A 24,698-nucleotide genomic window follows, 5' to 3' on the forward strand; every position below is an offset into this window, starting at 1 on the left:
TCACAAAATCTGTTTTTTGCTAATCGATAATGAAATTGTTTCTTTAATTCGAGAGTTAAAAAATGAAAAAAACAGTAATCGCGTTTTTATTACTATCGGGATATGCTTCGCTAAGTCCAGCGCAGGACGTTACCGTCATTTATACCAATGACCTGCATGCACATGTTGAGCCCTATAAACTCCCTTATGTTGCAGAAGGTAAAAGAGCTGTCGGTGGCTTCGCAAATATTGCGACTTACGTTAAGCAAGAAAAGCAAAAGAATAAGGCTACTTTTTATTTCGATGCTGGAGATTACTTTACCGGTCCATACATTAGCAGCCTGACAAAAGGGCGGGCAATCATAGATATTATGAATACAATGTCATTTGATGCTGCATCTGTCGGCAATCATGAGTTCGACCATGGTTGGGATAATACGCTGATACAGCTCAGTCAGGCTAAATTCCCGATACTGTTAGGGAACGTTTTTTATAAAAATAGTAATGCCCCCTTCTGGAATAAGCCGTATACCATCATCGAAAAGGATGGCGTTAAAATTGGGGTTATTGGGTTGCATGGCGTGTTCGCTTTCGATGATACCGTTTCATCGTCAATGCGTCAGGGCATTGAAGCGCGTGACGAGGTGAAATATCTCCAGCGTTATCTGGACGACCTACGTGGAAAAGTGGATATTACCGTTGCACTCATGCATGAAGGTTTCCCCGCACGCCAGTCCAGTATCGGCAATACTGATGTCAAACGCGCCCTTGATAAGGATATCCAGACGGCGAAGCAGGTGAAAGGACTGGATATTCTGATTACCGGACATGCGCATGTTGGAACGCCGGAGCCGCTTAAAGTAGGTAACACGCTGGTGCTTTCGACTGACAGCGGTGGGATTGATATTGGTAAGCTGGTCCTGGATATGGATCTAAAAAAACATCACAACAAAATAAAAAGCTTCGAACTTAAAACCCTTTATGCTGATGAATGGAAACCCGATCCGGCGACTCAGAGTGTTATTGATAGCTGGAATAAAAAGCTCTCCGAAACGGTTCGCCAAAAAGTTGGAGAGACGCCTGTTACGCTTACGCGCGCCTACGGGGAATCATCTTCGCTGGGCAATTTATTTACCGATGCAATGCTTGCTGCTGCGCCCGATGCGCAACTGGCGCTCACTAATTCAGGTGGTCTGCGGGCTGATTTGAATGCCGGTCCGATAACTCTCGGCGATGTTATTAGCGCGTTCCCGTTTCCAAATGAGCTAACCGTAATGGATTTGAAAGGGAAATCCTTACGAAATCTTATGGAGCATAGTGCATCACTCACTAACGGTGTTTTGCAGATGTCGAAAGGACTGGAAATGCGCTACGACCAACATAAACCTGTTGGGCAACGCGTTGTGCTACTTACGCTTAATGGCAAGCCAATTGTAGACTCAGATACCTATCGCGTAGCGACAAATAGTTTCCTTGCTCCTGGTGGCGATGGTTTTACTGCATTCATTGATGGCCAGAACAAACAGGTAAAAGGTGGATATAACCTTTCCGATGCGGTTATTGATTATCTGGTGAAAGGAAATAAGATCATTCCCCAACAGGTGAATGAGATGCGAGTAAAAGAAGTTACACAGTAATAATTAACAACAGGTGAATAATATGGCAATTACCTATCTTGGAATGGATCTCGCTCCTGCTAACAACCAGCTTGCGGTCTATCTGAAGTTTATAATTGATGAGGCGATAACATATTCCTATACGGTACTGGGAAGATCGACTAGCACGACAAGTTTAGACTTTACGTATTCTTCAAATGACATTGTCTCTTTACCAGAGATAAAAATTCCGGTTATTGGACTGTATGCAAACTACCTTAACCAGGTGCAGGTTGTCTTTAAAAACCTTAGCGGAGTGGAAGTTTTTAATCAAACCATCCAGGTAAGCACACAGGAACAACTCTACCGCGATGGGACAATTTTCCATATCGATATTGAGCAAACGGATCCCTCTAACTTCACGACCGTATGGGGAAACAGTTGGGTAATGACTACCAATTGTGATGGCTACGACCGGAACGGCGACCTTCGCTGCTATTATGCTCAGCCCTACCGTAATCAGATGCTAAAAACGCATAATGGTTATTTCTATATCGGCAGTGATGAAGATGAACACTGGTATGGGCGACGCTTTTTCAAAATCGATATTTTAGGCAACGAGATTCTGGAGTTTGATTTACGTGACCGCGATGGTAACCGCTACGCTAACACCCACGATCTTATCTGGGATTCAGCCGATAATCTTTTCATGATTGGTAATGATAACCCGGACCGTTCGACCAACACGATGAGACAGGACGCATCAATTTTAAAATTTGATGAAAAGACAGGCGTGATGTTGTGGGCAAAAAATTATACTCGTGCATTTGATAATACTCAGATCCTGAATAATAGCCCCACAAACGATGCTCATCTTAACTCGCTTTCCTGGATCCCCGCAGGCGAGGCAAATGCTGAAGCGATTGTTGTCCATACTCGCTCTGCAGGCCTGACGTTTGGTATTTCTCCTGCCGATGGTGAGATATTATGGAGTATTAATACCGGGGGTTTAACAGTAATTTTGCAGCAGGACAGGGCGTTACGCAGATAGATACTTCCGGTATTGAGAATTTTGAAAATGGCGCTCATACCGTGTTCGTCACTAAAAATAGTGCTTTTGCTGGGTTAAGCAATGAGACTGAGGGAAAATTTGTTCTTTCGCTCTTTGATAATCGCTCCTGCGTCGATAATGTAGGCAATGCGGTTACTCGAGATATTACACGTGATTCAACGGCTGATTCTTACAAAACCGATCCTGCGAGAGTCATGTTCTATGCTGTTGATCTCGTCGCCAATACAGCAACCCAGGCAGGTAGTATTATCCAGTTACCCTCCGATCGTGTTCCTCAAGTCACTGATTTTATGGGAGCAGCAATAGATTATGGTGACTACTATGGCATCTACACCAACCACGCACGCTCTTTCTTTATCAGCGATGCAACAGGCCATATTATTGCCACAATCTACGATCTGATTTGCTCGATGGATGGCTATCCAGAGTTCCCTGGTGAATGCTACCGGGCAAGGTTGTTTGCAAAAGGCGAGCTTGATGCTTTGATAAATAAAGGTTATCAGGTGGCAAACGGCTGATAGCATAGCCAGACACAGCCATTAAAAGGGCATTGCGGCTGCTAATGTCGGTCACTTACAGTGGCTGGCCTTGCTGTCGACCAGACAGCCCTGACGCTGAAACGAACGGCTAAATAATTGTTCAAATAATCGCCTGCAGCACAAAAAAGTAAGGCCGGGAAAATCCCGGCCTTATTTAATATTCATCTGCCATTACAGGCGAAAACAATTAGCGACTACGGAAGACAATGCGGCCTTTGCTCAGGTCGTACGGGGTCAGTTCAACAGTCACTTTGTCGCCCGTCAAAATGCGGATATAGTTTTTGCGCATTTTACCGGAGATGTGCGCAGTTACCACGTGACCGTTTTCCAGCTCTACGCGAAACATGGTATTAGGCAACGTATCAAGTACGGTACCCTGCATTTCAATATTGTCTTCTTTGGCCATCTAATCCTCTGGGGTATCACTACCAAGTTTTGAACCGGCAAGATAATGCCGAAATTCATCAATTAAGTAAAGAATTGCGCGATTAAAACGCAGCAAAACAGTTTCGGCGCATTGCCCAAGCGTCACGGTACAACCGAACAGGAAGCGCATTCGTAAAGGGGAGACAACAGGATAAACGTCAGGACGTTATCTGAAGCGAGGGTCCCAAACGGCGGCGGGGCAACAGGCAGAAGCTACTCTGCGGCATAATTATAACACCCTCACAAAAAATATGCGGAAAACATTTAGGCATTGGGCATAAAGAGCGTTCCCGGTATCCAGAAGTCGCGCGGGAGCTTCTCCTGACGGCTGGCATCCAGTTGTTCGATGTACTGGCGTCGCGGAATTTCAACCGCACCCAGGGAGGCCGTATGCTCGTTGAGCACCTGACAATCGATCAGGCGTCCGCCGCGCTGAGCAAACGCCTCGCAGAAGACCAGCAGCGCGGTTTTCGAGGCGTTAACCGCACGAGAGAACATCGACTCGCCGCAAAACAGCGTCCCCTGCGCCACGCCGTACATGCCGCCGACGAGTGCTCCGCCTTCCCACACCTCTATGGAGTGGGCGTAGCCAAGCTCATGGAGCTGGTGGTAGGCGGTAATGATATCGCGGGTTATCCATGTCCCTTCATAGCGGTCTTCAGCGCAGCCTTCAATGACCTGACCAAAAGCGTGGTTGAGGGTGACGCGATAGGGTGATTTCGCATGGAAACGCTTCATGCTGCGGCTCACGTGAAACTGCGCTGGCCACAGCACGGCGCGCGGATCGGGGGACCACCATAAAATCGGATCGCCGGGGGAAAACCAGGGGAAGATACCGCGCTGGTACGCCATTAATAGCCGCGCGGGACTGAGGTCACCACCAAGGGCCAGCAGCCCGTTGGGCTCACGCAGCGCCCCTTCCGGAGAAGGGAACGCGATGTTATGACGAGAAAGCTGGACCAGGCGCATGACAGCAAAACTCCAGTACGCGAGTAAGGACGCTACAAATATAGTCTACAGACGCTGTTTAAACTGGTAGTAGCGACCCTGTTTCGCCAACAGCTCTGCGTGACTACCTTGCTCAATAATGTGTCCGTTGTCCATCACAATTATCTCATCAAAACTCGCCAGTCCGCGCAGGCGGTGTGTGACCATCAGCACGGTTTTGCCGGCCATGACATTCGCCAGTAAATCAAGGATTTGGCTTTCGGTCGTGGCGTCCAGCCCTTCGGTGGGTTCGTCGAGCAGCATCAGCGGCGCATCGTGCAGCAGCGCGCGCGCAATGGCCAGACGGCGCAGCTCGCCGCCGGAGAGCTGACGGCCGCCATCGCCCAGCCAGCTGTTCAGCCCGTCGTCCTCAAGCAGTTTTTGCAGTCCGACCTGCTCCAGCACGGCGCGAAGCGCATCATCAGAGGCCTCTGGCGCGGCCAGCAGCAGGTTATCACGCAGGGTGGCGCTAAACAGATGCACGCGCTGCGGAACGACGCTCACCGTCTTGCGCAGGGCCTGCTCGCTGAAATCGGTCAGCAACGTGTTATTAAAACGAATATGACCGCGCTGCGGATCCCAGGCGCGGGTCAGCAACTGCAGCAGCGTCGATTTACCGCAGCCGGTACGGCCGAGGATCGCAATCCGCTGTCCTGCCTTAACAGAAAGGTTGATACCTTCCAGCGCGTTCTGCGTCTGCTTGTCGTAGGCGAAGGTGACATCTTCAAGCGTTAGCGCAACCTGCTCTGGTACCGCAGTTTGCCCGGCACTGAACGTGACTTCAGGCTTCTGTTCGGCAATCTGCGTGATGCGCAGGGCAGAGGCGATCACCTGACCAAGATGCTGGAAGGCGCCAGTCACCGGGGCCAGCGCCTCAAACGCCGCCAGCGCGCAGAAGACGAAAAGGGCAATGAGAGGACCCGGCTGTGAATTTCCCCCGACATCGCCGGAAGCCAGCCACAGCATGGCAATCACCGCCACGCCGCCGATTAACATCATCAGCGCCTGAGAGAAGGCCGTCAGCTCCGACTGGCGGCGCTGGGCCTCATGCCAGTTAAGCTCCGTACTTTCCATCCGCGCACGGTAGCGCTTGCTGGCGCCAAAAATCGTCAGCTCTGCCTGCCCCTGAAGCCAGGAGGTAAGCTGCTGGCGGTAGTCCCCGCGCAGGCGCGTCAGGTTTTCCCCGGTGGATTTCCCGGCGCGGTAAAACAGCGGCGGCAGAATGATGAGCGTCAGCAGCATGATCCCGCCCAGCGTCAGCGCAACGGAAACATCCAGAACAGACAGCCCCAGCGTGACCACCACAATCACCACAAACGCGCCCACGATCGGGGAAATCACGCGCAGGTAAAGGTGATCCAACGTGTCGACATCCGCAACAACACGGTTAAGTAATTCACCCTGACGAAAACGCGCCAGCCCGGCAGGGGAGAGGGGTAGCAGTTTGCTGAAGGTGTAGATGCGCAGGTGCTGCAGCACGCGGAAAGTGGCGTCGTGGCTGACCAGCCGTTCGAAATAGCGTCCGGCAGTCCGCGTGATGGCGGTACCGCGAACGCCGGCAGCCGGGAGCATATAGTTGAAGCTGTATAAACCGGCAAAGCCCGCGACGGCCGAGGCCGACAGGAACCAGCCGGAAAGCGTGAGCAGGCCAATGCTGGCGAGCAGCGTGACAATCGCCAGCACAATCCCCAGCGTCAGCATCCATTTGTGGCGTTTATAGAGCGCAAGATAAGGCAGCAGAGCACGCATCAGATGTCCTCCTGACGGTTCGCCAGCAGGGCGGCAAACGGTCCCTGCGCGGCAACGAGAGAGGCGTAATCGCCTTGCTCAACAATACGGCCGTTCTCCATCACCCAGATCTGGTCCCAGTCGGCAATCCCCTCCAACTGATGGGTAACCATCAGGGTGGTTTGCTGCCGGGAGGCGGCGTTCAGGGCCTCCATTACGCGCTGCTCGCTGTGGGCGTCCAGGCTGGCGGCGGGCTCATCCAGCAGCATCAGCTGACAAGGATTCAACAACGCGCGGGCAACGGCTACGCGCTGCGCCTGTCCGACCGACAGCCCGGCGGACTGATCGCCGACCACGGTATCTACCCCCTGCGGAAGCAGCGGCAGAAACTCGCTGACCCAGGCGCGGTCGAGCACCGATAGCAGTTCATCTTCACGCGCGTCCGGGCGCGCCAGCAGAACGTTTTCACGCAGCGTAGAGGCTGGAAGCTGCGGGTTTTGTCCTACCCAACTGAGCTGTTTACGCCAGGCGTCTGGATCGAGGTCGCGCAGTTCGGTTTTGTTGATCCGCAGTGAACCCGTGTAGGCCATAAAGCCGGATAGCGCATTCAGCAGAGAACTTTTACCGGAACCGCTGGTGCCGACGAGCACCACCCGTTGTCCGGCAGGTAAGGTAAAGTTCAGCGGACCCGCGAGCACTTTGCCTTCCGGTGACAGAATAGAAAAGTCCTGCGCTTCAATGGTCACGGGGTCTTTAGCATTCAGCGTCACGTCACCCCGCTCCGGATGAGCCAGCGGCGTTTCAAGGAACGTTTTCAGGCTATCGGCTGCGCCAACCGCCTGCGCTTTGGCGTGATAGAAGGTTCCCAGATCGCGAAGCGGCTGGAAAAACTCCGGGGCCAGGATCAGCGCCAGGAAACCGGCAGAAAGGGTCACCGCCGTGCCGTAATGGCCGAAATCCAGCGCGCCAAGGTAGGAGAAGCCAAAGTAGACCGCCACGAGGGCAATCGACAGTGAGGTAAAGAATTCCAGTACGCCGGAAGACAGGAAGGCGAGGCGTAGCACTTCCATGGTGCGCTGACGGAAGTCCTGCGATGCCTGGCGAATATTTTCGGTTTCCGCTTCACCGCGGCCAAAAATGCGTAACGTCTCCATGCCGCGCAGACGATCGAGGAAATGGCCGCTCAGGCGACCCAGTGCCAGGAAGTTACGGCGGTTGGCATCCGCTGCCCCCATGCCGACCAGCGCCATAAACAGCGGGATCAGCGGGGCGGTGCCCATCAGAATCAGCGCAGCCATCCAGTTCACCGGGAAGATGGCGATCACGATCAGCAGCGGAACGAAGACGGCAAGGGCCATTTGCGGCAGATAGCGCGCATAGTAGTCGTGCATATCGTCAATCTGCTCAAGGATCAGCGTCGCCCAGCTACCGGCCGGTTTACCCTGGATCCACGCGGGCCCGGCTTCCTGAAGGCGATCCAGCACCTGACGGCGGATCTCGTAGCGGATGTGCTGTCCGGCGTGAAAACCGACGCGCTCACGCAGCCACACCACCCAGGCGCGCAGGATAAAAATCAGGATCAGGACAATAAAGGGCAGCAACAGCGCTTCGCGCGGGATGTTCTCCATGATCATGTGATTAAGAATGCGGGCCAGCAGCCATGCCTGGGCAACAATCAACAGACCGCTAACGAATCCCAGGAGACGGGAAATCGTAAGCCAGCGGCGGGAAATAACGCTTTGCTGTTTCAGCCAGCGTGTTAACTCTTGTTGACGGGTTTTTTCCATTGCGTACTTTGCAGGTGACGTTATTAGAAATTGGGCAGCGCAATGTTACAACGGGGAGACAATAAAGGCGACTTATCGCCGCCTTTATTTACGTTTGTTACTGACTTGTAAAGATTATTTACCTTGTTCAGCCAGTCCATCGAGGTAGCGTTCAGCGTCCAGAGCGGCCATACAGCCGGTGCCCGCAGATGTAATCGCCTGACGATAAATGTGGTCCATCACGTCGCCAGCCGCGAACACGCCCGGGATGCTGGTCTGGGTCGCATTACCGTGAATGCCGGACTGCACTTTGATGTAGCCGTTTTCCAGCTCCAGCTGACCATCGAAGATTGCGGTGTTCGGGCTGTGGCCGATCGCCACAAACAGACCCGCCACTTCAAGCGTTTCGACGTTATCGGTGTTCTGGGTATCACGGATACGCAGACCGGCAACGCCCATCTGGTCGCCCGTCACCTCTTCCAGGGTACGGTTGGTATGCAGCACGATGTTGCCGCTTGCCACTTTATCCATCAGGCGTTTGATCAGGATCTTCTCCGCGCGGAAGGTTTCGCGACGGTGGATCAGGTGCACTTCAGAGGCAATGTTCGCCAGGTAGAGTGCTTCTTCCACTGCGGTGTTGCCGCCGCCGATGACCGCGACTTTCTGATTACGGTAGAAGAAACCGTCACAGGTTGCGCAGGCAGAGACGCCGCGGCCTTTGAACGCTTCTTCGGATGGCAGACCGAGGTAACGGGCAGAGGCGCCGGTGGCGACGATCAGCGCGTCACAGGTGTATTCGCCGCTGTCGCCCGTCAGGCGGAACGGACGGTTCTGCAGATCGACCTTATTGATGTGGTCGAACAGAATTTCAGTTTCGAATTTAGCGGCATGCTCGTGCATACGTTCCATCAGCAGCGGCCCGGTCAGGTCGTTCGGGTCCCCTGGCCAGTTTTCCACTTCGGTGGTGGTGGTCAGCTGACCGCCTTTTTCCATACCGGTGATGAGTACCGGGTGCAGGTTAGCGCGTGCAGCATAGACCGCTGCGGTATATCCCGCAGGTCCAGAACCAAGGATTAGCAGCTTACTGTGTTTGGCCGTGCCCATGAGATCCCCATTGTTGTTGGCAGACATTTGGCTGGATTGTAGGGAATTTGTTGTCGTAAAAAAAGAGCGCAGCAATTTTGATATCAATCTGTGTAATAGCCACGGACGATGAGTGGCGCGCTATAACATCACGCTTTCGCCTGAAAACCGGTCGTTTGTAAGGCAATAAAATGAGGATTAATACCCTGCCGTAATGAATATCCGGCATGTTGTACTAAAAAACGATGTTTTGCTTTGACAATCCCCTGCGCTTTTGCGAAAACATTCAAGGAAGAAAAAAAACCGCGTTAACCGTATGCCGCATAGGCATGCACGTAAATGCCATTTTTACCGGGTCAGTGAAATCTACGCATGGCGTGGACAGACGCCATACGTGATGTCGGTGACTGCCTTCGGGCAACGGTCTTCTTACCAACAGAACCCGAATCCGCATCGCGTCTAATACAAAACCAGGCGATGTGATGACTAACGGGTACAGGCTCTGAACAGTGATGTGCACAGGGTCCAGGCAGGAGTAGGGAAGGAATACAGAGAGACAATAATAATGGTAGATAGCAAGAAGCGCCCTGGCAAAGATCTCGACCGTATCGATCGTAACATTCTTAATGAATTGCAAAAGGATGGGCGTATTTCCAACGTCGAGCTTTCAAAACGTGTGGGACTTTCCCCGACGCCGTGCCTTGAGCGTGTGCGCCGACTGGAAAGACAGGGTTTCATTCAGGGCTACACTGCTCTGCTGAACCCGCATTATCTGGATGCCTCACTTCTGGTATTTGTTGAGATTACTCTGAATCGTGGTGCGCCGGATGTGTTTGAGCAATTTAACGCCGCTGTACAAAAACTTGAAGAAATTCAAGAGTGTCATCTGGTATCCGGTGATTTCGACTACCTGTTGAAAACCCGTGTGCCTGATATGTCCGCCTACCGTAAGCTGCTGGGGGAAACCCTGCTGCGTCTGCCAGGCGTGAACGACACCCGTACGTATGTGGTGATGGAAGAGGTCAAACAGAGCAATCGTCTGGTTATTAAGACGCGCTAACACGGAACAGGTGCAAAATCAGCGTAGTTTGATTACACTCCTGTTAATCCATACAGCAACAGTGCCGGGGAGTCCCGGCGCTGTTGTCCGTTTTAGCAAAAAGGCAGGATATGCCTGATACCTGGAGAGCCTTTTTTGAGCCAGGAATACACTGAAGACAAAGAAGTCACACTATCGAAGCTAAGCAGCGGACGTCGTCTCCTCGAGGCTTGGCTGATTGTTATTGCCCTTTTTGCCGTCTGGCTGATGGCAGCCTTACTCAGTTTCAACCCCTCAGATCCCAGCTGGTCACAAACTGCATGGCATGAGCCTATCCATAATTTAGGCGGTGTCCCCGGTGCCTGGCTTGCGGACACGCTGTTCTTCATTTTCGGTGTGATGGCCTACACCCTTCCCGTCATTATCATTGGCGGATGCTGGTTTGCGTGGCGTCATCGTCAGAACGATGATTACATCGACTATTTTGCCTTGTCGCTGCGCCTGATTGGCGCGCTGGCGCTGATCCTCACCTCGTGCGGGCTGGCGGCAATCAATGCAGATGATATCTGGTACTTCGCCTCTGGCGGGGTGATCGGCAGTTTACTCAGTTCTGCACTGCAGCCGATGCTGCACAGCAGCGGCGGCACGCTGGCGCTGCTGTGTATCTGGGCGGCCGGGCTGACGCTGTTTACCTGCTGGTCCTGGGTGAGCATTGCCGAGAAGATCGGAAGTTTTATCCTCACCATTCTGACTTTCGCCAGCAACCGTACTCGCCGTGACGATACGTGGGTTGATGAAGAAGAATACGAAGATGAAGAGGAAGATGACGCGCCTGTGCAGCGTCGCGAGTCTCGTCGTGCGCGTATTCTGCGCAGCGCGCTGGCCCGTAGTCAGCGTGTTGCTGAGAAATTTGCCAACCCGCTGGGTCGTAAAACCGATGCGGCGCTCTTCTCCGGTAAACGCATGGATGAAGACGAGCAGGTAGCGTATCGCGCGGCGGGTGTCGCCGTCGATCCTGACGATGTGCTCTTCTCCGGCAGCCGGGCCACTCCGGGTGACTTCGACGAATACGATCCGCTGTTAAATGGCCATTCGGTTACCGAGCCGGTTGCGGCCGCCGCAGCCGCGACGACCGCTGCGCAGGCGTATGCCGCGCCTGTCGACGCCGTGACGCCATCCGCGCCGGTTTCGCCACCGGAATCCGTTATTCAGCAGCCTCAGGTTGACTGGCAGACTGCGCCGGGCGTTCACACGCCGGAGCCCGTTATCGCGCCTGAACCTGAAAGCTACATCCCTGTACAGCAGGAGCAGTGGCAGCAGCCGTATCAGCCGCCGCAGCCTGCGTATGAACCGCAAGATTACCCGCACTATGAACAGCCTGTGGCCCAACCTTATCAGGGGTATGTGCCTGAGCCGGTTGAACCTGTGCAGCCTTATGTAGAGCCGGAGCCTGAACCTGAAATCGTGGAAGAGGTAAAACCCTCTCGTCCACCGATGTACTATTTTGAAGAAGTTGAAGAGCGTCGTGCGCGTGAACGCGAGCAGCTGGCGGCCTGGTACCAGCCTGTGCCTGAACCGGTGCAGGAGCCGGTGACGAAAGCGCCTTCTGTTTCCGTTCCACCGATCGACCCGACGCCTGCAGTCGCACCCGTAGCGGAAAGCGTGAAGCAGGCTACCGCTGCCGCTGCCGCTGCCGTAGCTGCACCTGTCTTTAGCCTGGCAACAGGGGGCACGCCACGTCCTCAGGTGAAGGAGGGGATTGGTCCGCAACTGCCTCGCCCTAACCGCGTTCGCGTTCCAACCCGCCGTGAGCTTGCCTCTTATGGCATCAAGCTGCCTTCCCAGCGTATGGCCGAAGAGAAAGCGCGCGAGCCTGAGTACGAAGATGACGCCGATGAAATGCAGCAGGACGAGCTGGCCCGTCAGTTCGCTGCGCAGCAGAATCAGCGCTACGGTGAAGAATACCAGCACGATGAACCGGTGCTGGAAGACGAAGAGGACGCGGCTGAAGCAGAACTGGCGCGCCAGTTTGCCGCCACCCAGCAGCAGCGCTATTCCGGTGAGCAACCGGCTGGCGCAAATCCGTTCTCGCTGTCTGATTTTGAATTCTCGCCGATGAAGGATCTGGTGGATGATGGCCCGAGCGAGCCTTTATTTACCCCGAGCGTGATGCCGGAAGCGGAGCCTGTGCGTCAGCAGCCAGCACCACAAGCCTACGTGCAGCCGCAGCAGCCTGTTCAGCAGCCGTATGCGCAGCCGCATCAACCTGTTCAGCAACCGCAGCAGCCACCACAGTTCCAGCAGCCTGCGCCTCAGCCGCAGGAAAGTCTGATTCACCCGCTGCTGATGCGTAACGGTGACAGCCGTCCGCTGCAGCGTCCAAGCACGCCGCTGCCGTCTCTGGATCTGTTAACGCCGCCGCCGTCAGAAGTGGAGCCGGTTGATACCTTCGCGCTTGAGCAGATGGCGCGTCTGGTGGAAGCGCGTCTGGCTGACTTCCGCATCAAGGCAGACGTGGTGAACTACTCGCCGGGTCCTGTTATCACCCGTTTTGAACTGAACCTGGCGCCCGGCGTTAAAGCCGCGCGTATTTCCAACCTGTCCCGCGACCTGGCGCGTTCTCTGTCGACCGTGGCGGTACGTGTGGTGGAAGTGATTCCGGGCAAGCCTTACGTTGGCCTCGAGCTGCCGAACAAGAAACGTCAGACCGTCTACCTGCGTGAAGTGCTGGATAACACCAAGTTCCGCGATAACCCGTCCCCGCTGACCGTGGTGCTGGGTAAAGATATCGCAGGCGATCCGGTGGTGGCAGATCTCGCCAAAATGCCTCACCTGCTGGTTGCGGGTACCACCGGCTCCGGTAAGTCTGTCGGGGTGAACGCCATGATCCTCAGCATGCTCTATAAAGCGCAGCCGGAAGATGTGCGTTTCATCATGATCGACCCGAAAATGCTCGAACTGTCGGTCTACGAAGGCATCCCACATCTGCTAACCGAAGTGGTTACCGACATGAAGGACGCCGCCAACGCCCTGCGCTGGAGCGTCAACGAGATGGAACGCCGCTACAAGCTAATGTCTGCGTTGGGCGTGCGTAACCTGGCCGGTTATAACGAGAAAATCGCCCAGGCTGTGCGCATGGGACGTCCAATCCCGGATCCTTACTGGAAGCCGGGTGACAGCATGGATGCCCAGCATCCGGTGCTGGAAAAACTGCCTTATATCGTCGTGCTGGTCGATGAATTTGCTGACCTGATGATGACCGTCGGTAAGAAAGTGGAAGAGCTGATTGCCCGTCTGGCGCAGAAAGCGCGTGCGGCCGGTATTCACCTTGTGCTCGCGACCCAGCGTCCTTCCGTGGACGTGATCACTGGTCTTATCAAAGCGAACATCCCGACGCGTATCGCCTTTACCGTATCCAGTAAAATTGACTCACGTACCATTCTTGATCAGGGCGGCGCAGAGTCGCTGTTGGGTATGGGTGATATGCTCTATTCCGGCCCGAACTCCACCTCTCCGGTGCGTGTCCACGGTGCGTTCGTCCGCGATGAGGAAGTACACGCCGTCGTGCAGGACTGGAAGGCGCGCGGTCGTCCGCAATACGTTGACGGTATTACCAGCGACACGGAAAGCGAAGGCGGCGGCGGTGGCTTCGACGGCGGCGAAGAGCTGGATCCGTTATTCGATCAGGCGGTTAACTTCGTTACCGAAAAACGCAAAGCGTCCATCTCAGGCGTGCAGCGTCAGTTCCGCATCGGCTATAACCGCGCGGCGCGCATCATCGAGCAGATGGAAGCGCAGGGCATTGTGAGCGAGCAGGGGCATAACGGTAACCGCGAGGTGCTGGCGCCGCCGCCGTTTGATTAACCTTCAGCGATTGCAAAGAAGGGTAAATCAGCCAAAATTAAGCATTTTCTTCTGTCGCCTGCCTTCGGGCAGGTCCAGAATAGAAGACGGAAACCCCATATCGGGAAGACGTATTTTAAGGAATAACAATGAAAAAAATCGCCATCGCCTGTGCATTACTCACCAGTTTTGTCGCCAGCAGCGTCTGGGCTGATGCAGCCAGCGACCTTAAAAGCCGACTGGATAAAGTAAGCAGCTTCCACGCCAGCTTCACGCAAAAAGTGACGGACGGCAGCGGCAACGCGGTGCAGGAAGGTCAGGGAGATTTGTGGGTAAAACGCCCGAATCTGTTCAACTGGCACATGACCCAGCCGGATGAAAGCATCCTGGTCTCTGACGGTAAAACCTTATGGTTCTTCAACCCGTTCGTTGAGCAGGCAACGGCGACCTGGCTGAAAGATGCCACCAGCAATACACCGTTTATGCTGATTGCCCGTAACCAGTCCAGCGACTGGCAGCAGTACAATATTAAACAGACGGGTGACGAGTTTGTCCTGACGCCGAAAGGCAGCAACGGCAACCTGAAGCAGTTCACCATTAACGTAAGCACCAACGGTACCATTAATCAGTTCGGCGCGGTTGAGCAGGACGATCAGCGCAGCAGCTACCAGCTTAAATCTCAGCAGAACGGCGCCGTTGATGCATCGAAATTCACCTTTACCCCGCCGCAGGGCGTAACGGTGGACGACCAACGCAATAAGTAAGAGGCGTGAGTGGGCAATCTGTCGCTCGATTTTTCAGATAACGCGTTTCAACCTCTGGCCGCTCGTATGCGGCCAGAAAATTTAGCGCAGTACATCGGCCAGCAGCACCTGCTGGCTGCCGGTAAGCCATTGCCGCGCGCCATTGAGGCCGGGCATCTTCACTCCATGATCCTCTGGGGCCCCCCTGGCACCGGCAAGACCACGCTTGCAGAAGTGATCGCCCGCTATGCCAACGCGGACGTTGAACGCATCTCGGCGGTCACCTCCGGCGTGAAAGAGATCCGTGAGGCGATCGAGCGTGCGCGGCAGAACCGCAATGCCGGACGTCGCACCATCCTCTTCGTGGACGAAGTCCACCGCTTCAACAAGAGCCAGCAGGATGCCTTCCTGCCGCATATTGAAGACGGCACGATCTTCTTCATCGGCGCGACCACCGAAAACCCATCGTTTGAACTGAACTCGGCGCTGCTTTCCCGCGCGCGCGTTTACCTGCTCAAATCGCTGACCACCGAAGATATCGAAAAGGTTCTCACCCAGGCGATGGACGACAAAGCGCGCGGCTACGGCGGACAGGATATCGTTCTGCCTGACGACACGCGTCATGCGATCGCCGAGCTGGTCAACGGCGATGCGCGTCGGGCGCTGAATACGCTGGAAATGATGGCCGATATGGCCGAAGTCGACGATGCCGGGAAGCGGGTGCTGAAGCAGGAACTGCTCACCGAAATTGCGGGTGAACGCAGCGCGCGTTTCGATAACAAAGGCGACCGTTTTTACGACCTGATCTCGGCGCTGCATAAGTCCGTGCGCGGCAGCGCGCCGGATGCGGCGCTTTACTGGTACGCGCGCATTATCACTGCGGGCGGCGATCCGTTATATGTCGCGCGTCGCTGTCTGGCGATTGCGTCAGAAGATGTCGGCAATGCCGATCCTCGCGCCATGCAGGTCGCGCTGTCGGCCTGGGACTGCTTCACCCGCGTTGGACCCGCGGAAGGCGAACGTGCCATTGCGCAGGCGATTGTTTATCTGGCCTGCGCGCCGAAAAGTAATGCGGTATATACCGCTTTCAAAGCGGCGATGTCGGATGCGCGCGAACGCCCGGACTACGATGTGCCGGTTCATCTGCGTAACGCGCCGACCAAACTGATGAAAGAGATGGGGTATGGGCAGGAGTATCGTTACGCTCATGATGAACCCAACGCCTACGCTGCCGGGGAGGAATATTTCCCGCAGGAGATGGCACAAACGCGCTATTATTACCCCACAAACAGAGGTCTTGAAGGCAAGATTGGTGAAAAGCTCACCTGGCTCGCCGGACAGGATCAAAATAGCCCTATAAAACGCTACCGTTAGTTCAATCGTTGCGGTAATGTTGGCATAGTATCCTTGTGGCCGCAGGCTGTGGTCACATTTTCCTATTTTAATTCGATAAGCACAGGATAAGCATGCTCGATCCCAATCTGCTGCGTAATGAGCCAGACGCAGTCGCTGAAAAACTGGCACGCCGGGGCTTTAAGCTGGATGTAGATAAGCTGCGCGCTCTCGAAGAGCGTCGTAAAGTTCTGCAGGTACAAACTGAAAATCTGCAGGCAGAGCGTAATTCTCGATCGAAATCCATCGGCCAGGCGAAAGCGCGCGGGGAAGATATTGAGCCATTACGCCTGGAAGTGAACAAACTGGGTGAAGAACTGGATCAGGCAAAAGCTGAGCTGGACGTTCTTCAGGCCGAGATTCGTGATATTGCCCTGGCTATCCCGAATATTCCTGACGACAGCGTGCCTGTCGGCAAAGATGAAAATGACAACGTTGAAGTGAAACGCTGGGGTACGCCTCGTGAGTTTGACTTCGAAGTGCGCGATCACGTGACGCTGGGCGAAATGCACGCGGGCCTGGACTTTGCTGCAGCGGTTAAGCTGACCGGCTCCCGTTTTGTGGTGATGAAAGGCCAGATTGCCCATCTGCACCGCGCACTGGCGCAGTTCATGCTGGATCTGCACACCGAGCAGCATGGCTACAGCGAAACCTACGTGCCGTATCTGGTCAACCACGATACGCTGTACGGTACGGGTCAGCTGCCGAAATTTGCAGGCGATCTGTTCCATACCCGTCCGCTGGACGAGGAAGCAGACAGCAGCAACTACGCGCTGATCCCAACCGCTGAAGTGCCGCTGACTAACCTCGTGCGTGATGAGATCATCGATGAAGACGACCTGCCAATTAAGCTGACGGCACACTCTCCGTGCTTCCGTTCTGAAGCAGGTTCTTACGGTCGCGACACGCGCGGTCTGATCCGTATGCACCAGTTCGACAAAGTTGAGATGGTGCAGATCGTCCGTCCTGAAGAGTCCATGGACGCGCTGGAAGAGATGACCGGCCACGCTGAGAAAGTGCTGGAGCTGCTGGGTCTGCCGTACCGTCGTATGGCCCTGTGCACCGGTGATATGGGCTTTGGCGCCTGCAAAACCTTCGATCTGGAAGTGTGGGTGCCTGCGCAGAACACCTACCGTGAAATCTCCTCCTGCTCTAACGTCTGGGATTTCCAGGCGCGTCGTATGCAGGCACGCTGCCGCAGCAAATCTGACAAGAAAACCCGTCTGGTGCATACCCTGAACGGTTCTGGTCTGGCTGTGGGCCGTACGCTGGTTGCCGTGCTGGAAAACTATCAGCAGGCAGACGGTCGTATTGAGATCCCTGAAGTGTTGCGTCCATACATGAAAGGCCAGCAGTACATCGGCTAATTCTTTGCCTCACAACAAAAAAGCGCCTTTAGGCGCTTTTTTTATGCCGCTGAATTGACACGACGCAATACCCCCTCCCTCTAAAGTAGTAATACTCCTCCGAATGAAAGTCAGCATAAAAAGCTGATTACGTAAAAATTCGTTGTATATAAAACTACATAGCGGTTTGCGCCGCCACTCTTTTCTTTGTGAGCAACCAAAGTGAGTCTCTATGAAAATCAACGCGCCTGAAGCATTAATGGCTGCCGAGGTCACTCGCCGTGGGTTGATGAAAACCACGGCAATAGGCGGCCTGGCCGTAGCCAGCAGCGCCTTCACGCTCCCTTTTACCCGACTGGCTTCAGCGGCGGATGCATTATCCCCAGCTTCAGCTCCGGAAAAAGTGGTGTGGAGTGCCTGTACCGTTAACTGCGGTAGCCGTTGTCCGCTGCGTATGCACGTGGTGGATGGCGAAATTAAATATGTCGAAACCGACAATACCGGGGACGATAACTATGAAGGGTTACATCAGGTTCGCGCCTGTCTGCGCGGCCGCTCCATGCGTCGTCGCGTGTATAATCCGGACCGCCTGAAATATCCGATGAAGCGCGTCGGTAAGCGTGGGGAAGGGAAGTTCGAGCGCATTAGCTGGGACGAAGCCTATGACATCATCGCCACCAATATGCAGCGCCTTATCAAAGAGTACGGCAACGAATCCATCTACCTGAACTACGGCACCGGGACGCTCGGCGGCACGCTGACCCGCTCCTGGCCGCCGGGAAAAACGCTGGTGGCGCGCCTGATGAACTGCTGCGGCGGTTATCTTAATCACTACGGCGACTACTCATCGGCGCAGATTGCTGCTGGCCTGAACTACACATACGGCGGCTGGGCGGACGGCAACAGCCCGTCCGATATCGAAAACAGTAAGCTGGTCGTGCTGTTTGGTAACAACCCGGGCGAAACCCGCATGAGCGGCGGCGGGGTAACCTACTACCTGGAACAGGCCCGCGCAAAATCCAATGCCCGCATGATCATCATCGATCCGCGCTATACCGACACCGGCGCCGGACGTGAAGACGAGTGGATCCCAATCCGTCCGGGTACCGATGCGGCATTAGTGTCAGCGCTGGCATGGGTGATGATCACAGAAAACCTCGTCGATCAGGCTTTCCTGGATAAATACTGCGTCGGCTATGACGAGAAAACCCTGCCAGCCAGCGCGCCTGCTAACGGTCACTACAAGGCGTATATTCTCGGGCAGGGCAGCGACGGCGTGGCGAAAACGCCCGAGTGGGCGTCCACCATCACCGGTATTCCGGTGGAGCGTATCGTTCAGCTGGCGCGCGAGATTGGCTCGGCCAAACCGGCCTACATCAGCCAGGGCTGGGGACCGCAGCGCCATGCGAACGGCGAAATCGCGACCCGTGCCATCTCCATGCTCTCCATTCTAACCGGCAACGTCGGTATTCACGGCGGTAACACCGGCGCGCGTGAAGGCTCGTATGAAGTGCCGTTTGAACGTATGCCGACGCTGGATAACCCTGTTCAGACCAGCATCTCCATGTTTATGTGGACCGATGCGATCGAACGCGGCCCGGAAATGACCGCCCTGCGCGACGGCGTGCGCGGCAAGGACAAGCTGGACGTGCCAATCAAGATGATCTGGAACTATGCCGGTAACTGTCTCATCAACCAGCACTCCGAAATCAACCGCACCCATGAAATCCTGCAGGATGATAAGAAGTGCGAGATGATTGTGGTGATCGACTGCCACATGACCTCCTCGGCGAAATACGCCGATATCCTGCTGCCGGACTGCACCGCCTCTGAGCAGATGGATTTCGCGCTGGACGCCTCCTGCGGCAACATGTCCTACGTGATTTTTACGGATCAGGCCATCAAGCCGCGCTTCGAGTGCAAAACCATCTATGAGATGACCTCTGAACTGGCGAAACGTCTTGGCGTTGAGCAGCAGTTTACCGAGGGGCGTACACAGGAAGGGTGGATGCGCCATCTGCATGAACTCTCCCGTAAGGCGGTCCCTGATCTGCCTGATTTCGATACCTTCCGCAAGCAGGGTATGTACAAACAGCGCGATCCGGAAGGGCACCACGTGGCGTACAAAGCGTTCCGTGAAGATCCGCAGGCGAACCCGCTGACCACGCCGTCGGGCAAAATCGAAATCTACTCCGAAGAGCTGGCAAAAATCGCGTCGACCTGGGAGCTGCCGGAAGGGGACGTTATCGATCCGCTGCCGATCTACACGCCGGGTTTTGAGAACTACAACGATCCGCTGACGGCGAAATTCCCGCTGCAGCTGACCGGTTTCCACTACAAAGCGCGCGTGCACTCCACCTACGGCAACGTCGACGTACTTAAGGCCGCCTGCCGTCAGGAGATGTGGATCAACCCGATGGATGCCAAAGCACGCGGCATCAGCAATGGCGATCGCGTGCGTATCTTCAACGGGCGCGGCGAGGTGCACATTGAAGCCAAAGTGACGCCGCGCATGATGCCAGGCGTGGTGGCGCTGGGGGAAGGGGCCTGGTACAGCCCTGATGCCAACCGCATCGACCAGGCGGGCAGTATTAACGTGCTGACCACGCAGCGTCCGTCGCCGCTGGCGAAGGGCAACCCATCCCACACAAACCTTGTCCAGGTTGAAAAGGTTTAAGGAGTAGCCGATGACAACCCAGTATGGATTTTTTATTGATTCCAGCCGTTGCACCGGGTGCAAAACCTGCGAGCTGGCCTGTAAAGATTACAAAGACCTGACTCCTGACGTCAGCTTCCGCCGCATCTACGAATACGCCGGTGGCGACTGGCAGGAAGATAACGGCGTCTGGCATCAGAACGTCTTTGCCTATTACCTGTCGATTGCCTGCAACCACTGTGAAGATCCGGCCTGCACCAAGGTCTGCCCGAGCGGGGCGATGCACAAGCGTGAAGACGGCTTTGTGGTGGTGGATGAAGATGTCTGCATCGGCTGTCGGTACTGCCACATGGCGTGCCCGTACGGCGCGCCGCAGTACAACGCCGCCAAAGGTCATATGACAAAATGCGACGGTTGCCACACCCGCGTGGCGGATGGCAAAAAGCCGATTTGCGTCGAGTCCTGCCCGCTGCGCGCGCTGGACTTCGGCCCGATTGAAGAGCTGCGTGAAAACACGGTCAGCTTGCCGCAGTGGCGCCGCTGCCGTCTGCGCACTTCACGAAGCCGAGCATTGTGATTAAACCTAACGCCAACAGCCGTCCTACTGGTGACACCACCGGCTACCTGGCAAACCCGAAGGAGGTGTGAGATGGGAAGTGGATGGCATGAATGGCCGCTGATGATCTTCACGGTCTTTGGTCAGTGCGTGGCGGGCGGTTTCATTGTGCTCGCGCTGGCGCTGTTAAAAGGGAACCTCAATGCCGAACAGCAGCAGCGTTTGGTGTTGAGCATGTTTGGCCTGTGGGTGCTGATGGGAATTGGCTTTATCGCCTCTACGCTGCACCTGGGTTCGCCGATGCGCGCGTTTAACTCTCTGAACCGCGTAGGGGCATCGTCCCTCAGTAACGAGATTGCCAGCGGGGCAATTTTCTTTGCCGTCGGTGGGCTGGGCTGGCTGCTGGCCGCTTTGAAGAAATTGCCTGCGGGTCTGCGCAGCCTGTGGTTGATCGTGACGATGGTTCTGGGCGTGGTGTTCGTGTGGATGATGGTGCGCGTCTATAACACTATCGATACCGTTCCAACCTGGTACAGCGTCTGGACGCCGATGAGCTTCTTCCTGACGATGTTTATCGGCGGACCGCTGCTGGGCTACCTGCTGCTGCGCGTGGCGGTCGTAGACGGGTGGGCAATGCGTTTGCTGCCCGCTGTTTCGCTGCTGGCGCTGGTGGTGAGTGCGATGGTCGCCCTGATGCAGGGGGCTGAACTGGCAACCATTCACAGCTCTATTCAGCAGGCTTCTGCCCTGGTGCCGAACTACGGTTCTCTGATGGCCTGGCGCATCGTTTTGCTGGTCGCTGCGTTGGTATTCTGGATTGCTCCTCAGCTCAAAGGCTATCAGCCCGCGCTGCCGCTGCTGTCACTGGCCTTTGTGCTGGTCCTGGCGGGTGAACTGATTGGCCGCGGCGTGTTCTACGGGTTGCATATGACCGTAGGTATGGCTATCGCCAGCTAACGTTGCATTTCGTTATATCAAGCCGGGCCTGAGTGCCCGGCTTTTTCTTTTTTCGATCATGAAATTTTTCGACTGTCGTTTTGTTTTAATTTTGCCCATTAATAAATAAAAACAGATACATAATTAATATCTATAGCAGGCGTGGCATTAGCAGGATAAGTTTTTTAAATCGACAGGGAACATATTGTGCGAGGCGGCTAAGTCAGTGGATTGACTTTGTTTTTGCCAGTGGCATGATGCGCACGAAATCTGAACTTCCTCACGGTTTTTAATCCATGACCACCTATACCCGGCCAGTGCTTCTGTTGCTCTGTGGCCTGCTTCTGTTGACCCTGGCGATCGCAGTGTTAAATACGCTCGTCCCGCTGTGGCTCGCCCATGAAAACTTACCAACCTGGCAGGTGGGTATGGTCAGCTCGTCCTTTTTTACCGGCAACCTGCTGGGTACGCTGGTGACCGGGAGCCTGATTAAGCGCTTTGGCTTTAATCGCAGCTATTATCTGGCTTCGCTGATTTTCGCCGCCGGGTGTGCCGGGCTGGGCCTGATGGTCGGCTTCTGGAGCTGGATGGCATGGCGCTTTATCGCTGGCGTAGGCTGCGCGATGATTTGGGTGGTGGTTGAAAGTGCGCTGATGTGCAGCGGCACCTCCCGCAACCGCGGACGCCTGCTGGCGGCCTATATGATGGTTTACTACGTCGGCACCGTGCTGGGGCAACTGATGGTCAGCAAGCTGCCAACCGACCTGATGAGCGTTCTGCCGTGGGTCACGGGCATGGTGCTGGCCGCAATCCTGCCGCTGCTCTTCACGCGCATTGTGAACCAGAACAGCGAGCATCAGGAAGCGACCCACGTCTGGCCAATGCTCAGACTGCGCCAGGCGCGTCTGGGCGTTAACGGCTGCATTATCTCGGGGATTGTACTAGGCTCGCTCTACGGCCTGATGCCGCTCTATCTGAATCATCAGGGCGTCAGCGATTCCGGAATTGGCTTCTGGATGGCTGTCATGGTGAGTGCGGGCATCGTCGGGCAGTGGCCGATTGGCCGTCTGGCGGATCGTTTCGGCCGTCTGCTGGTGCTGCGCGTTCAGGTCTTCGTGGTCATCATGGGATGCCTTGCCATGCTCAGCAACGCCGCGATGGCGCCTGCGCTGTTTATCCTCGGGGCCGCCGGCTTTACGCTCTATCCGGTCGCGATGGCGTGGGCCTGTGAGAAAGTTGAACATCACCAGCTGGTGGCAATGAACCAGGCGCTGTTACTGAGCTATACCATCGGCAGTTTATTAGGGCCGACGTTTACCGCGATGCTGATGCAGAATTACTCTGATAATTTATTGTTTATCATGATCGCCAGCGTATCGTTTATTTATCTCTTAATGCTGCTGCGCAAAGTGGGCGAACACCCAACGCCTGTGGCTCATGCCTGATTAATTAAAAGCCTGTCGATGACAGGCTTTTTTGTCCCTGTCACAACTAAGAGTTTTACTTATTGTTTGTTTATTGCGCCAGGCGATAATTCATGTGAGTCCTACCACTATAAGGCAGCAATCATGTCTATTCGTCGTTTTTCCACTACCGCACTTGCCGTAGTGTTGTCTTTAACGTTTGCAACGGCTCCGGTCATGGCTAATCCTGGAAACGGGAATGGCGGTGGGCACGGAAACGGTGGCGGGCAAGGTAATGGCGGCAATCATGGTAACGGGAATTCTGGTAACCATGGCAATAAGCAAAATAACGGTCAGGATAACCCTGGAAAATCGGATAAGAGCTTTAAAAACAGTAAAGATGTCGGTAACGATGTCGACGCGCGCGTGAGCTTCGATCATGCCCGCCATCTGGCGCTGAATTATGGCTTAACGGGCTATGACTCTCTGCCTCCGGGGATCGCGAAAAACCTGGCGCGCGGTAAGCCGTTGCCTCCGGGCATTGCGAAGAAAACCGTACCGGCCTCAATGCTGGGTCAGCTTCCTTCCTATCCAGGCTATGAATGGCGCGTGGTCGGAGACGACCTGGTCTTAATTGCGCTGAGCACTGCGATTGTGACGTCCGTTATTAACGGCGTCTTTAAATAGAATATAAAAAGGCCCGGTTCTCACCGGGCCTTTTCTTTAATACATCACCTTGTGGCCGTACTGTTCTAGAATACCTTTGACGCGTTCCATCGTCTCTTTTTTCGGCGGCTTCACGCCATCAAGTTTGTACTCTTCGCCCATCGCCACCCATTTATGTTTACCCAGCTCGTGATAGGGCAGAAGCTCGATTTTCTCGACGTTGCCCATGTCGCGGGTAAATTCCCCGAGGCGGTGCGCGGAGTCGTCGTCATCTGACCAGCCGGGAACAACTACGTAGCGGATCCAGGTTTTGATGCCTTTATCGGCAATGTATTTGGCAAATTCCAGCGTGCGGTGGTTTGAGACGCCAACGAGGTTCTGGTGGATCTCATCGTTCATCTGTTTGAGATCTAGCATCACCAGATCGGTCACTTCAAGCAGCTCGTCGATAACCGGATCGTAGCGGCGTACGAAGCCGTTGGTGTCCAGGCAGGTATGAATGCCTTCTTTGTGGCAGGCACGGAACCAGTCGCGGACAAATTCAGCCTGCAGAATGGCTTCACCCCCGGATGCGGTGACGCCGCCGCCGGATGCGTTCATAAAGTGGCGGTAGGTCACCACCTCTTTCATCAATTCTTCAACGGTCACTTCTTTACCGCCATGGGTATCCCAGGTGTCACGGTTATGGCAGTACAGGCAGCGCATCAGGCAGCCCTGGAAAAAGGTAATAAAGCGGATGCCCGGGCCATCGACGGTGCCACAGGATTCAAAGGAGTGAATGCGACCAATAATTGACATTGCGGTGATATCTCCAGCATCGGCCCGTCCGGGGCCTGAGTATGCACAGCTCAAAGCCGGCTGTGTTGAAGTCTGTTTTGGCTGATATCCATAGAGTATAGATAGCGGACAAAAGAGACTGAGGTGGAGAGGGTGCTAAAAAGGC

General features: G+C 55.0%; 18 protein-coding genes and 1 pseudogene. 13 read left to right on the forward strand and 6 right to left on the reverse strand.

Annotation, left to right across the window (positions count from 1 at the left end; genetic code table 11):
• Nucleotides 1-62 precede the first annotated feature (62 nt).
• From ACJ69_RS03105 to ACJ69_RS25635, 3 genes are read left to right on the forward strand one after another with little or no spacing between them, the layout of a single operon-like run.
• Nucleotides 63-1,616 carry a bifunctional metallophosphatase/5'-nucleotidase gene (locus tag ACJ69_RS03105; protein WP_059346416.1) on the forward strand — a complete coding sequence of 518 codons (1,554 nt, stop codon included), beginning with the start codon at nt 63-65 and terminating at the stop codon, nt 1,614-1,616.
• Nucleotides 1,617-1,638: 22 nt separating this feature from the next.
• Complete coding sequence (locus tag ACJ69_RS25630) at nt 1,639-2,625, forward strand: aryl-sulfate sulfotransferase N-terminal domain-containing protein (protein ID WP_233424640.1); 987 nt, start codon at nt 1,639-1,641, stop codon at nt 2,623-2,625.
• A gap of 41 nt (nt 2,626-2,666) precedes the next feature.
• Complete coding sequence (locus ACJ69_RS25635) at nt 2,667-3,164, forward strand: hypothetical protein (RefSeq protein ID WP_233424641.1); 498 nt, start codon at nt 2,667-2,669, stop codon at nt 3,162-3,164.
• 208 nt (nt 3,165-3,372) lie between these two features.
• Here the strand turns inward: ACJ69_RS25635 and infA are convergent, their stop codons facing one another.
• The 5 genes from infA to trxB form a co-directional block, all read right to left on the reverse strand.
• Nucleotides 3,373-3,591, reverse strand: coding sequence for a translation initiation factor IF-1 (infA, locus tag ACJ69_RS03115; RefSeq protein WP_002211347.1), 219 nt, complete (start codon nt 3,589-3,591; stop codon nt 3,373-3,375).
• Between the two features lie 284 nt (nt 3,592-3,875).
• Nucleotides 3,876-4,580, reverse strand: a complete 705-nt coding sequence (gene aat / locus ACJ69_RS03120; protein ID WP_029739486.1) for a leucyl/phenylalanyl-tRNA--protein transferase — start codon at nt 4,578-4,580, stop codon at nt 3,876-3,878.
• Nucleotides 4,581-4,625: 45 nt separating this feature from the next.
• Nucleotides 4,626-6,347 (reverse strand): heme ABC transporter ATP-binding protein/permease CydC, encoded by a 1,722-nt coding sequence (cydC, locus tag ACJ69_RS03125; protein WP_059346417.1) that lies wholly within the window; start codon nt 6,345-6,347, stop codon nt 4,626-4,628.
• On the reverse strand, nt 6,347-8,113 hold the full coding sequence (cydD, locus tag ACJ69_RS03130) for a heme ABC transporter permease/ATP-binding protein CydD (RefSeq protein WP_059346418.1): 1,767 nt from the start codon (nt 8,111-8,113) through the stop codon (nt 6,347-6,349). Before cydD ends, cydC begins: the two co-directional genes overlap by 1 nt.
• A 114-nt stretch (nt 8,114-8,227) precedes the next feature.
• Nucleotides 8,228-9,196, reverse strand: a complete 969-nt coding sequence (gene trxB / locus ACJ69_RS03135) for a thioredoxin-disulfide reductase (RefSeq protein WP_023616696.1) — start codon at nt 9,194-9,196, stop codon at nt 8,228-8,230.
• Nucleotides 9,197-9,740: 544 nt separating this feature from the next.
• On the opposite strand from trxB, the gene lrp reads away from it, so the two are divergent.
• The 10 genes and pseudogenes from lrp to ACJ69_RS03185 all read left to right on the forward strand — a co-directional run bounded on the left by lrp (nt 9,741) and on the right by ACJ69_RS03185 (nt 23,776).
• Nucleotides 9,741-10,235: a leucine-responsive transcriptional regulator Lrp gene (gene lrp, locus ACJ69_RS03140; RefSeq protein ID WP_000228469.1), complete on the forward strand. Its 495-nt coding sequence runs from the start codon at nt 9,741-9,743 to the stop codon at nt 10,233-10,235.
• A 135-nt stretch (nt 10,236-10,370) separates the two neighbouring features.
• The gene (locus ACJ69_RS03145; protein WP_059346419.1) at nt 10,371-14,078 is read left to right on the forward strand and encodes a DNA translocase FtsK 4TM domain-containing protein; all 3,708 of its coding nucleotides are present in this window, start codon (nt 10,371-10,373) and stop codon (nt 14,076-14,078) included.
• A gap of 128 nt (nt 14,079-14,206) precedes the next feature.
• Nucleotides 14,207-14,821 carry an outer membrane lipoprotein chaperone LolA gene (gene lolA, locus ACJ69_RS03150; protein ID WP_023310983.1) on the forward strand — a complete coding sequence of 205 codons (615 nt, stop codon included), beginning with the start codon at nt 14,207-14,209 and terminating at the stop codon, nt 14,819-14,821.
• Between the two features lie 9 nt (nt 14,822-14,830).
• Nucleotides 14,831-16,174: a replication-associated recombination protein RarA gene (gene rarA / locus ACJ69_RS03155; protein WP_059346420.1), complete on the forward strand. Its 1,344-nt coding sequence runs from the start codon at nt 14,831-14,833 to the stop codon at nt 16,172-16,174.
• Nucleotides 16,175-16,266: 92 nt separating this feature from the next.
• Complete coding sequence (gene serS / locus ACJ69_RS03160; RefSeq protein ID WP_008499983.1) at nt 16,267-17,559, forward strand: serine--tRNA ligase; 1,293 nt, start codon at nt 16,267-16,269, stop codon at nt 17,557-17,559.
• 211 nt (nt 17,560-17,770) lie between these two features.
• Nucleotides 17,771-20,215 carry a dimethylsulfoxide reductase subunit A gene (gene dmsA, locus ACJ69_RS03165; RefSeq protein WP_029739491.1) on the forward strand — a complete coding sequence of 815 codons (2,445 nt, stop codon included), beginning with the start codon at nt 17,771-17,773 and terminating at the stop codon, nt 20,213-20,215.
• Nucleotides 20,216-20,225: 10 nt separating this feature from the next.
• Nucleotides 20,226-20,842 (forward strand): annotated as a pseudogene (locus ACJ69_RS03170) (DMSO/selenate family reductase complex B subunit).
• Nucleotide 20,843: 1 nt separating this feature from the next.
• A complete protein-coding gene (locus tag ACJ69_RS03175) occupies nt 20,844-21,707 on the forward strand; it encodes a dimethyl sulfoxide reductase anchor subunit family protein (RefSeq protein ID WP_059346421.1) in 864 nt (287 codons plus the stop codon).
• A gap of 275 nt (nt 21,708-21,982) precedes the next feature.
• Nucleotides 21,983-23,131 (forward strand): MFS transporter, encoded by a 1,149-nt coding sequence (locus ACJ69_RS03180; protein WP_023335120.1) that lies wholly within the window; start codon nt 21,983-21,985, stop codon nt 23,129-23,131.
• 123 nt (nt 23,132-23,254) lie between these two features.
• Nucleotides 23,255-23,776: an anti-virulence regulator CigR family protein gene (locus ACJ69_RS03185; protein WP_054829900.1), complete on the forward strand. Its 522-nt coding sequence runs from the start codon at nt 23,255-23,257 to the stop codon at nt 23,774-23,776.
• A gap of 36 nt (nt 23,777-23,812) precedes the next feature.
• On the opposite strand, the gene pflA is transcribed toward ACJ69_RS03185, so the two are convergent.
• Nucleotides 23,813-24,553, reverse strand: a complete 741-nt coding sequence (gene pflA / locus ACJ69_RS03190; RefSeq protein WP_059346422.1) for a pyruvate formate lyase 1-activating protein — start codon at nt 24,551-24,553, stop codon at nt 23,813-23,815.
• Nucleotides 24,554-24,698 lie beyond the last annotated feature (145 nt).

The organism is Enterobacter asburiae, assembly GCF_001521715.1.
GTDB lineage: Bacteria > Pseudomonadota > Gammaproteobacteria > Enterobacterales > Enterobacteriaceae > Enterobacter > Enterobacter asburiae.